This is a genomic window from Lysinibacillus canaveralius, from assembly GCF_047301505.1.
In the GTDB taxonomy this organism is placed as follows: Bacteria; Bacillota; Bacilli; order Bacillales_A; family Planococcaceae; genus Lysinibacillus_B.
The window spans coordinates 3,808,935-3,822,528 of record NZ_CP154840.1; the positions used below are offsets into that span (position 1 = coordinate 3,808,935).

Annotated in this window: 10 protein-coding genes; 7 read left to right on the forward strand and 3 right to left on the reverse strand. The window is 38.0% G+C overall.

What is annotated here, in order from left to right:
• Window positions 1-205: 205 nt before the first annotated feature.
• The 3 genes from AA0Y26_RS19330 (at window position 206) to AA0Y26_RS19340 (ending at window position 5,365) form a co-directional block, all read left to right on the forward strand.
• Window positions 206-1,048, forward strand: coding sequence for an alpha/beta fold hydrolase (locus AA0Y26_RS19330; RefSeq protein ID WP_413363639.1), 843 nt, complete (start codon window positions 206-208; stop codon window positions 1,046-1,048).
• A complete protein-coding gene (locus AA0Y26_RS19335; RefSeq protein ID WP_413363640.1) occupies window positions 1,049-2,257 on the forward strand; it encodes a PP2C family protein-serine/threonine phosphatase in 1,209 nt (402 codons plus the stop codon).
• A 1,716-nt stretch (window positions 2,258-3,973) separates the two neighbouring features.
• A complete protein-coding gene (locus AA0Y26_RS19340) occupies window positions 3,974-5,365 on the forward strand; it encodes a hypothetical protein (protein ID WP_413363641.1) in 1,392 nt (463 codons plus the stop codon).
• 102 nt (window positions 5,366-5,467) lie between these two features.
• Here the strand turns inward: AA0Y26_RS19340 and AA0Y26_RS19345 are convergent, their stop codons facing one another.
• Window positions 5,468-6,463 carry a M23 family metallopeptidase gene (locus tag AA0Y26_RS19345; RefSeq protein ID WP_413363642.1) on the reverse strand — a complete coding sequence of 332 codons (996 nt, stop codon included), beginning with the start codon at window positions 6,461-6,463 and terminating at the stop codon, window positions 5,468-5,470.
• 215 nt (window positions 6,464-6,678) lie between these two features.
• On the opposite strand from AA0Y26_RS19345, the gene AA0Y26_RS19350 reads away from it, so the two are divergent.
• Together AA0Y26_RS19350 and AA0Y26_RS19355 are read left to right on the forward strand one after the other, a co-directional pair.
• Window positions 6,679-7,524, forward strand: a complete 846-nt coding sequence (locus AA0Y26_RS19350) for a DegV family protein (protein WP_413363643.1) — start codon at window positions 6,679-6,681, stop codon at window positions 7,522-7,524.
• A gap of 342 nt (window positions 7,525-7,866) precedes the next feature.
• Window positions 7,867-8,706, forward strand: a complete 840-nt coding sequence (locus AA0Y26_RS19355; protein WP_413363644.1) for a DegV family protein — start codon at window positions 7,867-7,869, stop codon at window positions 8,704-8,706.
• A gap of 160 nt (window positions 8,707-8,866) precedes the next feature.
• Here the strand turns inward: AA0Y26_RS19355 and AA0Y26_RS19360 are convergent, their stop codons facing one another.
• Window positions 8,867-10,045 (reverse strand): MFS transporter, encoded by a 1,179-nt coding sequence (locus AA0Y26_RS19360; RefSeq protein WP_413363645.1) that lies wholly within the window; start codon window positions 10,043-10,045, stop codon window positions 8,867-8,869.
• Between the two features lie 426 nt (window positions 10,046-10,471).
• On the opposite strand from AA0Y26_RS19360, the gene AA0Y26_RS19365 reads away from it, so the two are divergent.
• Window positions 10,472-10,666 carry an SE1561 family protein gene (locus tag AA0Y26_RS19365; RefSeq protein ID WP_413363646.1) on the forward strand — a complete coding sequence of 65 codons (195 nt, stop codon included), beginning with the start codon at window positions 10,472-10,474 and terminating at the stop codon, window positions 10,664-10,666.
• A gap of 186 nt (window positions 10,667-10,852) precedes the next feature.
• Here AA0Y26_RS19365 and AA0Y26_RS19370 read toward each other — a convergent pair whose 3' ends face one another.
• Window positions 10,853-11,626, reverse strand: a complete 774-nt coding sequence (locus AA0Y26_RS19370; RefSeq protein ID WP_413363647.1) for a YwqG family protein — start codon at window positions 11,624-11,626, stop codon at window positions 10,853-10,855.
• A 231-nt stretch (window positions 11,627-11,857) separates the two neighbouring features.
• On the opposite strand from AA0Y26_RS19370, the gene AA0Y26_RS19375 reads away from it, so the two are divergent.
• Entirely contained in the window at window positions 11,858-13,405 is a 1,548-nt protein-coding gene (locus AA0Y26_RS19375) for a fumarate hydratase (RefSeq protein WP_413363648.1), read from the forward strand.
• The last annotated feature ends 189 nt before the right edge of the window (window positions 13,406-13,594 follow it).

A 13,594-nucleotide genomic window follows, 5' to 3' on the forward strand; every position in this document is an offset into this window, starting at 1 on the left:
GTAATTAGAAAACGGAAAAGTATTGAAATCCCTGAAGAATAGGCCTTTAAAATTGCTGTTTTAAAATGCAGCTTAATTACCAGCGTTATACAAAATCGTGGGATAGAAGGGGGATAGCATTATAACCAAAGAGGTTTGAACATATTAAACTAAACAAAAATGATATGATTAAAATAAAAATGACTAATAGAAAGGAGACTATTCTATGAACCAAAATACTATTAAGCGTAATAATATAAATATTAGTGGCAAAGGTAAGAAGGCAATAATTTTCGCTCCTGGATTTGGATGTGACCAAACAGTATGGAAAGATGTTTCACCAGCATTTGAAGAGGAATATCAAGTTATTCTCTTTGATTATGTTGGTATAGGGAGTTCAGATTTATCCGCTTTTGACCCTGTTAAATATAGTAAACTATCCGGTTACGTACAGGATGTCTTGGATGTTTGTGCAGCATTAGATTTAAAAGAAGCAATATTTGTAGGACATTCTGTCAGTAGTATGATTGGTTTATTGGCATCCAATTCAAAACCTAATTATTTTTCACACCTCATCATGATAGGCCCATCACCTTATTATTTGAATGATCCTCCCGGGTATTATGGGGGTTTTGAAAAAGAAGATTTAGTAAATTTAATTGATATGATGGAGAAAAATTACATTGGTTGGGCTAATTCTTTTTCAATTACCCTCTTAAATAATACAGAACGAGCAGAGGTAGCGAAAAATTTAGAAAACCGTTTTTGTTCCACTGACCCTTTAATCGCAACTACCTTCGCAAAGGCTTGTTTTTTTACGGACAATCGCCGGGATATTGTAAAGGTGAAGGTGCCTTCTCTCATTTTACAATGTACTGACGATATTATTGCACCTAAAGTAGTTGGGGAGTACTTAAAAATGAATATGCCAAATAGCAGGATAACATATATGAATGCCATCGGTCATTGCCCGCACATGAGTGACCCAGAAGAAACTATTCAATCAATAAAAAATTACCTAACTAATCAAACTGAAACACTGGTTGGGGAGGGTGTAGGTGGAGTTTAAATGGAGAATTTGATAGAAAATGCACCATGTGGATTCATGACTTTAACAAAAGATGGTAGAATTCTAACTATCAATAAGAAATTAGTTAAATTACTACAATATCCATCGTCTGAGCTACTAATAGGTAAACATTTTAATGTTGCACTCTCAAATTCGGCTCGGATTTTTATTCAATTTTATTTTTTACCGCTTATCATAGCAAAGCACTATGTGGAGGAAATGTATCTCTCACTAACCACTGCAAATGGGGAAGAAATCCCCATATTATTAAATGCTTCCCTGCAAAAAAACAATGAAATCATTTGTGTAATTGTTCCTATGCTCAATCGAAGTGCATTAGAAGATGAACTTATTAACGCAAGAAAAATGGCTGAAAATGCTTATCATGAAAAAGAAAAAGTCCTTTTAGAATTAGAGGTAGCTCTCAAATCATTAAACAAGAAACAACAGGAACTTATGGAGACTAATCAACTAAATGCTAAGTTTAAGTTAGACACTGAACGCGAATTGCAGCTTGCAAAAAAAATCCAGCAAACAGCTCTAACGAAAGATATAATAAATGACAATATTCAAATCCTATCTTATTATCACGCTTCAAAATCATTATCTGGGGATATTTATGGGTTTTATCAAATTACTCCACATAAATATGGAGTAATTTTATTAGATGTAATGGGTCATGGAATTTCATCGGCTTTAGTTACCATGTCTCTTCAATCTTTGTTCCAAAAGTTAATTTCACAAGGGGTAGCACCAGAAATAGTTGTGCGGGAGTTAGACCAATACTTACACGAATTATTCCAGAATAATCAAGATGCCTGGCATTATTGCACAGCTATTTATCTAAATATTGATACAAGTACACAGACTATTGAATATATTAATGCAGGGCATCCCCCTGCCGTTTTCCAAGAGGAAAATGGTACGCAGCATGAGTTGTTTGCAACTAGCCCTCCATTGGGAACATTTGAAAATATTTCTTTCAAACCAAAAAAGGTGAACTATACTCCCGGGGCACGAATTCTTCTATATACAGATGGTGTATCTGAAGCCCTTATGCTAAATACCTTAAATCACTTATTATATGACTCATTACGGACTTCCTTAGCGGAGACAAAAGATATTATTCAAAAAACACTCGAAAATATGGGAAGTAAATCTAAAAAATATAACAGCGATGATCAATGCTTCATTTTGATAGAGCTGTAATAAAGTTGATTCATTAAAAGAAGAGGGTGTAATAAAATATGCCCTTAATTCTTTAGTACATAATTAAGAGATGTAGAGAGGAAAGATAAAATCTATCAGAAATGAGATCCATATATTAAACAGTAGAATGAAAAAGCAACATTGAATATGAAAATATACAATTAGTACAGTCAGCTAGCGACGTATATTTAAAGAAAGAAGAATTTGCGCTAACCCCACGAGCTGCTTTTCTTTTACCTGTAGGTAGATTGCTGGAGTTTTATAGCTGTTACTAACCTCCTTTCGCTATTTATTGCTAAACAGTAATTGTATAAGGGATGAATGAGACCTTTAAACTATTAGAGAAATCCTCAGGTTATAAAGTCCTCGGATTTCATCCCTTTCTGCCTGTACAACGTGATGTCCCTAGAAGGCTGTATATTATGCAATTTTTCCATATACTATTTTGAAATCCCTTTAGGCTTTAATAAGTACACATTAGCGTCTGAATCAATTAGACTGTAGGATAGATAAAACCTTCTAGATTCAGGTCTCTACCTTCTATAATAGGCCACCAATTAACTAGGATTTATTTGCCATCCTTTTTATAAACCCCTGCCCCATAGTTCAATAAGTAAATTGAGTCACCCAAGCTGCCCAAATACAATCAAACAATCAGTGATGTTCAGAAATAACACCCTCCAAAAGTCTGGTATGGCCAGATCACCTCTTTCGAACTTTAATTGTATAATTCCTTAAAAAAGTATTACAATTTTCAGTTATATAAATGCAACCAGAGACTAACGCGGCCTTACGAAGCCATTTTCTAAACCATATTGATAAGTATTGATTTTATACCAGTCATCAGAACAGCAGGCTAAGTAATTTAATCCTCTCTCCAAATAAATAATTCTCTAATTCAAGAGTGATATGAGGATTTACCGTAAACTATAAGTTTTTTAAAAAGCATAAACTTCTTATTCCAATATCCAGTCAATCAATATCACTAAATTTCCTACTCCCATCTTATGGCTATCGATTCGTATAAAAGATATACCAATACCAAGAGAGCAATGGGGGAATTCTAAAAAATTTCTGTTTCCTAGATTGTTATCGGGTTTAGAGGCATTCGCATATCAATTATCCCTACATTTAAGAATCCCTAAAATTCAGTAACTAGGAGAATCTTTGGAAATAAATATCTTTGAACAACCTTGCATCCCATTTCCTTTTAAAGACCGTATTGCTCAGAAGTTCCGTCTTTTAATATAGTACTTATCTTCAAAGTTTCTATAAATTTAATTATGTTTTAATGATGGAGTTGGAAGTATTCCCTTTATCAATACTAAAATCGATAATAAAAGCACGATTAGTCTTGAATGTACAGATGTATTTTCAAACAAAATTTAAATAAGGAGGTGTAGATATTATGTACTAACAGGATATTGCCAATAGAAAATCTCATCCCCTGGGATTTATCTACAATTCGATTTTCATCTCTCTTTTTAACTTCTTGATGAATAAAAAACCCTAAGATTAGAGAAGGATCCTGTAATTTTCATTAAACACAGTAAATATAAAGATCCATGACTATAAAAGCTTTTTCGCTCCCCACGGACCGTTTCTTACCATATATCGTTATTTTATTTAGTTAAAACCAAGATTAAGAAGGTTGTATACACCCATTGTTTCCTTTCCTCATATTCTACGATTAAACAACTAGGGGGCAGTATCCTAATGAATGTTGATTTGTCGGCTCTGCATTTGATATATATGGTGTTTATTATGTTGATTATTGGATTTATGGTAAAACGGCTTGATACAACACTTGTTTCGATTTTAGGGATTTTCGTCATCGCCATGATGGCAACACAAAGTATAACGTCCTCTATCAGTGGTATTTTCAACAGCTTTATTTTCGCTATTACTGAACTTTTGCCTACCATTTTAATCATTTCAATCATTGTAGCAATGAGCCGGGTCTTGACGAAAACAGGGATTAATGAAGCAATGGTTGCACCATTTACAAAAATCATTAAAAATCCAACGCTTGCTTATTGGACCATCGGGATATTAATGATGATTATTTCATGGTTTTTCTGGCCTTCACCGGCTGTCGCTCTTTTAGGAGCTGTCCTCTTGCCAGTTGCCATAAGAGCAGGGCTTCCTGCACTTGGAGTAGCAATGGCGATGAATCTGTTCGGTCATGGCATTGCATTATCGAGTGACTTCGTTATCCAAGGGGCTCCTAAACTAACAGCTGATGCAGCAGGGATTTCAGTAGGTGATGTAGTGACTGCCAGCATACCGCTTGTTATTACAATGGGTGTTGTAACTACTGTCGTCGCTTTTGTTATGCTGCGGCGTGACATGAAAAAAGGAAATATAGAGCTAGTCGGCACTCATCAAAGTCAAAACGAGCAAGACACAGTGGAACATTTGCTTTCGTCAGCACAAAAGAAATTTTTTGCACTCCTTATTCCTGCCGCATTTCTACTGGATGTTGTGGCAATGTCCATTTTCGATTTGCAAGGCGGGGATGCGACAGCTTTAGTAGGAGGAACCGCTGTATTTATTCTGCTGCTGCTATGTATGACGGCTCATAAAAAGAAAGGGCTCGAGAAATCAACCAATTATTTGATACAAGGTTTTCAATTTGGATTTAAAGTATTTGGTCCTGTTATTCCAATCGCTGCCTTCTTTTATTTGGGTGATTCTGGCTTCACGGCAATTATTGGTGACCACCTGCCAAAAACATCTCACGGCATTGTAAATGATTTAGGCGTTGCATTAGCCTCTGTCGTACCATTAACAAAGGAAATTGCCGTCATAACACTGGCCGGTGTAGGAGCTATTACAGGGTTAGATGGCTCTGGTTTTTCTGGTATCTCACTCGTCGGCTCCATCGGAAATCTCTTTGGAACAGCCATTGGAGAAGGAACAGCTACCTTAACAGCGCTCGGACAGATTGCCGCTATTTGGGTCGGCGGAGGCACGCTTATCCCTTGGGCGCTCATACCAGCTGCTGCTATCTGTAATGTCAGTCCATTTGAGCTTGCCCGCAGAAACCTTGTCCCTGTTCTTATCGGTCTCCTCGTCACAACGATTGTTGCGGTGTTTTTAATATAAAGAAAACAAATTTTTATTTACGAGGTTAGCCGCGTATATTAAATAAAACAGACGGCATTTGCCGTCTGTTCAGCCTTAAACCTCTATGGGTTTCCACTTCTATCATTCTTTACTATTTTTTGTCTGCCTCTCCCATTGCTGTAATGAAGGATATGGATCAAATGCCCACTCGTTACGGCCATCAAATTTATAAATACCATAATGTAGATGCGGCGGGAATTTTCCGGATGTACCCTCTTTACCGTAGCCTGAGCTGCCTACAACTCCGATTGTCATACCCGGCTCTACAACATCCCCTACTTTTAATTCTTTATTATAAGACCCAAGATGGGCATAATAATGATAAGAGTTATGATTGTCCCGGATTCCAATACGCCAGCCGCCGAAATCATTCCATCCCATCACTTCCACAACCCCGTAGGAAGTGGAGAGGACCGGTGTACCATAACCGGCAAAAAGATCTGTTCCTTCATGACTCCTTCTGCCGCCCCAGCCTCTATTAGCTCCCCATGTTCCTCTATAACTATAATTGTACTGTACAGGAACGGGGAATACATGGGTATCAAGATCAATCGAATTGAAATGCTTGTAAAGAGCGGCAATGGTAATAATCTGATTAACGACTTTTTCATTTTTATAATAATCCCATAGCGCTAGCTTGAAGCCTTCTTCATCTAAATCGTACTGGCTCAGATGGCTTGCCATTGTAAATAAGATGTCTTCATCATCATCAGGACTAGCAATGCCGTCACCGTTTCCATCCATACCCATTCCCCCAAAATAGTTAATATGAAAGGGGGACCTATCTTTTTCTGTTGGATTCAACGGACCTGTCCAATCTTCTTCGGAGAATTGGATGGAAATGACACTTTCTCTCTTCGGAATATCTGAACGAACGGATTGAATGTTCCGCTCATATTGGTCGATTGCCGCTAAATAATGCCAAGGAACAAGAAGATCTCCAAAGTGAACATAATAAGCCATACGCTGCTGTATAATATCTTCCCTGGATGGCTCTTCATTCGCCGATGCATCAATCGAACTGAAGTTAATGTATATGGCCGCTGCTGTCAAAAAGGGAATAAGATATCGTCCCAAAAATAAACCTCCTTTCTTCTTTCCTTAGAATAACCGGATTTCGGTTTTCCATGAGTTGAGGTCAGCCCATGTACAGGCCAGAGTGTCTTTTTATCTTTAATCTGCATATAATGTATAGGCATTAAAGCACTCTTGTTCATTTCATTCAGCTGCCTTTCTATTGTACGGCTGTTATTATTTCCACTCAGATATTTAAAATCGTTATAGGAGGCTTCATGATGGTGATTAAAATTACAGCAGACAGCACTTGTGATTTGCCAGCAGCCATCCTAGAAGATCTCAATATTGCGGTAATTCCTTTACATATCTTGATAGATGAAAAAAGTTTTCGAGACGGTTTTGACATTACACAGCAGGATATTTTCAAATATGTCGGTGAAGAAAATCGGAGGTGTACAACAGCAGCAATAAATGTGTTTGAATATGAAGAATTCTTCTCTACCTTCACCACAGATTATGAAGCAGTCATTCATATTACAGTCGGTTCTGACTTCTCTTCCTGTTGCCAAAATGCCATACTTGCCTCCGAAAAGTTCAGCAATGTATATATCATTGACTCTAAAAATTTTTCGGCAGGCAGCGGCCACCTCGCATACGATGCGGCCCTGATGGCAAAAGAGGGACATGGTGCCGAAGACATCTTCCAGCAGCTGAAGGCGTTTGTTCCAAAACTCGATACAAGTTTCGTTTTGGACCGGCTCGATTATTTAAAAAAAGGCGGACGCTGCTCAAATATAGAAGTACTTACTGCTGCTTTATTGAAGATTAAGCCATCAATTGAAGTAAAGGATGGCAAAATGACAATCGGCAGAAAATATCGTGGTCCTTTTTTACACTGTATAGAGAAATATGTAAGAGAGCGCCTCGAAAATAATGATTTCATTGACTATAGTAGATTATTTATCACACACGCCATGTGCCCTCCCGAAATTGTTGAGAAGGTAAAATTCTGGGTCGCCGAATATACATCTTTTGATGAGGTCATTGAAACGCATGCCGGAACTACGCTGTCTGTCCATTCCGGTCCTCATGCATTGGGACTTTTTTATAAACGCAAATAAAGCTAGCAAGCGTACACTATTTCCCTCATTGAGTATAAGTGATTTGCACTCAGGTCATCCGCAGATTGCATTTTTATTGAAAAGAAAGGAATGTTGCTTTTCCTTCCGTCTTAATTATATGTATTTATTATTGCATTTGGTCTTTCGCTCATTACTTCTTTTTTTCCAAAAACAGAGGTTATTTTTTTTTTACTATTCAATTGACATATTCGAGAAAATTACCGTTCAAACGATCACTATATTTCTATTTATACATAATCGTTCCCTATCTCTTTTTCGCCAAAATTATTTTAATATCATGTTATAATATGGATATACCTATAACAATGGAGGTAAAATAAGATGATTAAAATTACGGCAGATAGCACTTGCGATCTTTCACCTGAGCTTCTAAATAGATTGGATATTACTTTAACTCCACTGCATGTTCTAATTGATGACGAGGATTTCAGGGACGGCATTAATATTATGCCTCTGGATATTTTCAAGCATGTCGGAGAACATAATCGGACATGTACAACATCAGCCATCAATACCTACGAGTACGAGGAGTTCTTTTCCCAGTTTACGAATCAATATGAGGCAGTCATTCACATTAACCTTGGCTCTGACTTTTCTTCCTGCCATCAAAATGCAAAGCTTGCAGCACAAAGCTTTGATAATGTATATGTCATTGATTCGCAAAATCTTTCAACAGGAAGCGGCCACCTTGTATATGAGGCGGCATTACTTGCACAAGAGGGGCATGCTGCACAGGACATCGTATACGCAATACAGGCGCTCATCCCTAAGGTCAATGCCAGTTTTGTTATTGACCGGATGGATTATTTAAAAAAGGGCGGACGCTGTTCAAGTATGGAAGCATTTGGAGCAACTCTTTTAAAAATTAAGCCATCGATTGAAGTAACACATGGAAAAATGGCGGTAGGAAAAAAATATCGGGGAAACTTTGAGAACTGTCTGGAAAAATACATAAAAGATCGCTTACAGCAAGACGACCAGATCGATAAAAGCCGAATCTTTATTACTCATTCTATGTGCTCGCCAGAAACCGTTCAGAAAGTACGCGGCTGGATTGCACAATATACGGAATTTGAGGAAGTAATTGAAACTTCCGCTGGCTGTACGATTTCTGCCCATTGCGGTCCCAATACATTAGGTATTTTATATAAAACAAAATAGCTTATTTATCGTTATAAGTTTTTCTCAAGCTTTCCTATAAAAGACATCAGCTTTTCCCATATAATTCTTATTTAGTTTGGGAAAGATAGTAATAGCTCTGTCCAAATAATAAAAGTCCGCCTCCCACTCAATATAGGAGACGGACTTTTCACTTCAATTCTTACTGGTTTGCCGCTACCTTTTTTGCAGAGGTCTGTCGATAAAACAAGTTTGCACATAAAACGAGGAACAACACGGCAGCAATCAGCAGCAAGAAGCTGACTCCTTCGGCTACCTGCAAATACAACCCGCCAAAAACCGGACCGCTTAAACTGCCTAGACTAAAGAAAATTCCACAAAGTAGATTTCCAGTCGGCAGCAGCTCTTTTGGTGTTAAATCTGCCATATAGGTGATTCCCATCGAAAATAAAGAGCCGACACTCATACCAGCCAAGGCAAAAAACACGGTTACCGCCATTGCAGAATGCTCTAGCAGGCTGCAAATAAAGAACAAAATTGTTCCTAAGGAAAGCCCGCCGATAATCACCTTGCTCCTCCCTAGCTTATCTCCAAGAATTCCTAATGGTATTTGAGTGACAATCGCTCCAATTGAAAATGCAGCTAATGCAAAGGAAACGGATGTAACCCCCAAATCCATTCGCAATGCATATACAGGAAACAGTGCATTGAGTGAAGATTCGAGAAATCCATATGTAAATGGCGGCAAAAAGGCAATCCACCCATATTTGAAAGCTAAACGGTAACGGCTCCAGCCGCTATTATTTGCATCACCTGTCAAAGCTTTAGGCTTTTCGTTTTTCACTAGAAATACGAGTGACCATGCTATAAGACAAAGAGCACTTGAGATGACGAATGGCAGCACTTCTGAAAATTTAATGAGCTGAACAAAAAGAGGCCCTACTGCAAAGCCCACACCGAATGAAAGCCCATAAATGGACATGCTCTTTCCTAGCTTCCCTTTTTCAGCGTCTGACGTAATCCATGTTTGTGTGGAAAAATGGAGAGCATGATCTCCAATTCCGATCAGCATGCGTAAGACAAACCAAAACATCACACTTTTCCAAAATGGGAATAAAAAGAGAGAGACAAATACAAGTGCCCCTCCTGCAATAATAACTGGTTTGTAGCCATATTTACGGAGCGGCTGCTCAATAAAAGGAGAGATTAACAACGTACCTATGTATATACCCGTCGCATTCAGACCATTCAAGGTAGAAGAGACACCATCCATTTCGAAAATAACTGAAATAAGCGGCATCAGCATTCCTTGTGAAAAGCCGGAAATTGAAACAATAACGACTAAAATCCAAAACTTTCGCTGCTCATAATTTAACATCATCTTCCTTATTCCTCCACTTACTTCGATATCCGTATTATCTTACCATACGGAGTCTAGCAAGCGGTAGCCATTCTAAAGCAGCAAAAGCCCTAGTAAACCTTTAAAGTTAAAGTTTACTAGGGCTTTATATATCATTATGGACCATAATCATTCAACTGCTTCATCGGCAAGACTAGCCGAAAAACGTGTTAAAACTCCCTCCTTCTCTTCTATTGGAATGAGTAATGACTTCTTGTTTTCGACCATCCCCTTCTGTTTTTGATTGTGTTAAATATAGCATAATACTTCTATATTGTAAATATTCTAAATTCACAAAATATTAAATTAATTAATAAGTACTAAAGATATTCCATTCTTATGCACAAGCGTTGAAATTTGTATTGAAATTCGATACGATAACGGTACTATGTGAAAGGTGGCACCTATATGTCAAATCCAATTACAAATAAAGAACAGCAGGTAACCTACTTAAAAGAGCGTCTTGAAATTTTCCTGGAGGTGCTCGATGCAATCGATCCGGAAACGACAGAAGTAGAAGATATCGATCGCTTAATCAAGATGGTGGATGATTTAGAGGAGAAGATGGATCAATTCCATACTCGCCCTGAAATAAGTGAATAAAAACGGACTGCCCCGTTTACAAATGGGGCAGTCCAGAGTGAAGACAAAGTCTTTTTTGACTTTGTCTTCACGTTTTTTAAGTCATTTTATAAAATAACGGTTTACTCTGCTTGTCTCGAAAATGCTTTTCAGACGTATATGAGCATGCTATTCAAAGCTTCAACAAAGCAGTTACAAAAGTGTTTTTTAATAACAGTCCCAGTTATACAGAACATTAGCGAAGTTTCTATTTTTCAAATCTTCCCTGCTGATGAAGAAGTTTCCTACTCCCATGTCGCCCCACATGATATCATTGTTTTCGTCTGAATCAAGCTGGAGCAGCAGGAGCAGTTTATCCCGTAACGTCTCAGATTCCCGGGGGTCATTTTGAGTAAAGAATGGATACCCTCCCATTTTATGGCCTTGGCTTGGATATGTTTCTTCATAAGCTTCATACAGCGCCTCGTCAAACTCTATATTTTCCTGTTCAATTCGGAAGTCACTAATGGAAACCGGGGCTTCATCCTTTTCGAAACACATTTTATATTCTTTATTTGAAAGGAACGGCAAATAAATTTCTTCTTCATCATCCTCTAGGAAAGAGAAATCCTGCATTCTTTTGCTTTCTTCCTCTTCGATCTCCTCATGGTAAATGACACGGAATCCATTTTGTTTCGTTTGATCATCGAAATTCATCCCCAGTACATCATCATAACCATCAATAAAGAACTGCAGAATCCCTGAATTAGGAAAGTCATCGCTGAACTTCACAACTTCACTGAAATTAATCTGTGCGAGCAAGTGAAGGGGTTTTCCCTCTTCGTTGAAAGGATATTGGTCATTTTTCAAGAAATACGGATTCCCCCCTACCTTACTGGATGTAATATCAGTTTTCTCCTTGCTCAATGTTATTTTTACAAATGGCTCCATTGTTTTTGTAATAGTTTCACGGTAAATCTCCAGCATTTTCGGTACATTCATTTTTTTCCCTCCATTTCAAAATTGGAAATTCTTTACGACTTCTTATACCCTATCATTATTCATTTCAGGTGAAAAGCATTCAAAATATACTATTCTCTTTTAGCAAAAATAGCAGAATTATTTCATTTATTCCGATTTCTATCGGGTAAGCGCTCTTTTTTTTATCGTTTTAAACAGTTATAATGATTATTGGTTTAAAATAATTCTTATTTTTCTGGGGGGAAAAATATTATGGCAGTAGAGACTAAGACTTACTTAGAAACTTTGGAAAAAAGCCTATATGATTTAGTGACTGAAACGTCTACTAATTTACCAAAAGACGTTCGTCGTGCGATTAAAGCGGCAAAAGAAGCAGAAAACGCAGGCACTCGTGCAGCAATGTCTTTAGACACAATTACAAACAACATTGTTATGGCTGAAGATAATGTTTCTCCAATCTGTCAAGATACTGGTTTACCAACATTTAAAGTATATACTCCTGTAGGTGTCAATCAGCTGGAAATTAAAGCAGCAATCAAAAAAGCAATTGTTGCAACAACTGCTGATGCAAAGTTACGTCCAAACGCAGTGGATTCATTAACTGGTAAAAACTCTGGCGATAACTTAGGTGATGGCCTACCGGTAATTAAATTCGAACAATGGGAAAACGACTACATTACAATCAAGCTCATCCTAAAAGGCGGCGGCTGTGAAAATAAAAACATCCAATATTCCCTTCCTTGTGAGCTAGAAGGATTAGGCCGTGCTGGTCGTGATTTAGATGGAATCCGTAAATGTATTCTTCACTCTGTATGGCAAGCGCAAGGACAAGGCTGTTCAGCCGGCTTTATCGGTGTTGGTATCGGCGGCGATCGTTCAAGCGGTTATGACCTTGCAAAAGAGCAATTATTCCGCGCAGTAGATGATGTGAATTCAAACGAAGATTTAGCGAAATTGGAAGATTATATCGTCAAAACATCAAATACATTCGGCGTTGGTACAATGGGCTTCGGTGGTGAGGCAACATTATTAGGATGTAAGATAGGTGTTATGCACCGTATCCCTGCTTCCTTCTATGTATCTGTAGCCTACAACTGCTGGGCTTACCGTCGTATGGCAATTGATATCAACCCGGAAACTGGCGAGATCATCAACTGGCACTATCAAGACGGTGAAAAAATCACATTCCGTGATGAAGAACAAACAGCTTCTTCAGACAGTAAAGTTGTAGAATTAACTGCACCAATTACGGAAGAACAAATTCGTGAATTAAAAGTAGGCGACGTGGTAAAAATTACTGGCCGTATGTACACTGGCCGTGACGCAATCCACCACCATTTGATGAGTCATGATGCACCAGTTGACTTAAATGGTCAAATCATCTACCACTGCGGACCTGTTATGGCCAAAGATGAAGCCGGCAACTGGACAGTTAAAGCTGCTGGACCGACAACATCAATTCGTGAGGAGCCGTACCAAGGCGATATCATGAAAAAATTTGGTATCCGTGCAGTCATCGGTAAAGGCGGTATGGGACCAAAAACACTCGCAGCTCTTAAAGAGCACGGCGGGGTTTACTTAAACGCTATCGGTGGAGCAGCCCAGTACTATGCTGACTGCATTAAGGGTGTTGACGGCGTTGATCTAATGGAATTCGGTATTCCAGAAGCAATGTGGCACCTAAATGTTCAAGACTTTACAGCAGTTGTAACAATGGATTCACACGGCAACTCATTACACGCTGATGTAGAAAAATCCTCATTAGATAAATTAGCATTGCATGCAGAGCGCGTATTCTAATCGCAAACTGCTGATCTCTGCAAATCGCAACGGTCTATCCGTTGCGATTTTTTTTATTTGCAATCCCTTCCTATAAGAGGTATCCTAGTTTATAATAATTCTAAATTAATAAATTTATATTTTAAATGAAAACCTCTATCAATTAGTATTTTTATAAGTTTCGATACTGATTTTCATTATCAAGGAGTG

Bases quoted from the DNA above. Each gene is read 5' to 3' on its own strand.
- AA0Y26_RS19330 (WP_413363639.1), top strand. From the start codon at position 206: ATGAACCAAAATACTATTAAGCGTAATAATATAAATATTAGTGGCAAA.
- AA0Y26_RS19360 (WP_413363645.1), bottom strand. From the start codon at position 10,045: ATGATGTTAAATTATGAGCAGCGAAAGTTTTGGATTTTAGTCGTTATT.
- AA0Y26_RS19335 (WP_413363640.1), top strand. From the start codon at position 1,049: ATGGAGAATTTGATAGAAAATGCACCATGTGGATTCATGACTTTAACA.
- AA0Y26_RS19355 (WP_413363644.1), top strand. From the start codon at position 7,867: ATGATTAAAATTACGGCAGATAGCACTTGCGATCTTTCACCTGAGCTT.
- AA0Y26_RS19365 (WP_413363646.1), top strand. From the start codon at position 10,472: ATGTCAAATCCAATTACAAATAAAGAACAGCAGGTAACCTACTTAAAA.
- AA0Y26_RS19350 (WP_413363643.1), top strand. From the start codon at position 6,679: ATGATGGTGATTAAAATTACAGCAGACAGCACTTGTGATTTGCCAGCA.
- AA0Y26_RS19340 (WP_413363641.1), top strand. From the start codon at position 3,974: ATGAATGTTGATTTGTCGGCTCTGCATTTGATATATATGGTGTTTATT.
- AA0Y26_RS19375 (WP_413363648.1), top strand. From the start codon at position 11,858: ATGGCAGTAGAGACTAAGACTTACTTAGAAACTTTGGAAAAAAGCCTA.
- AA0Y26_RS19370 (WP_413363647.1), bottom strand. From the start codon at position 11,626: ATGAATGTACCGAAAATGCTGGAGATTTACCGTGAAACTATTACAAAA.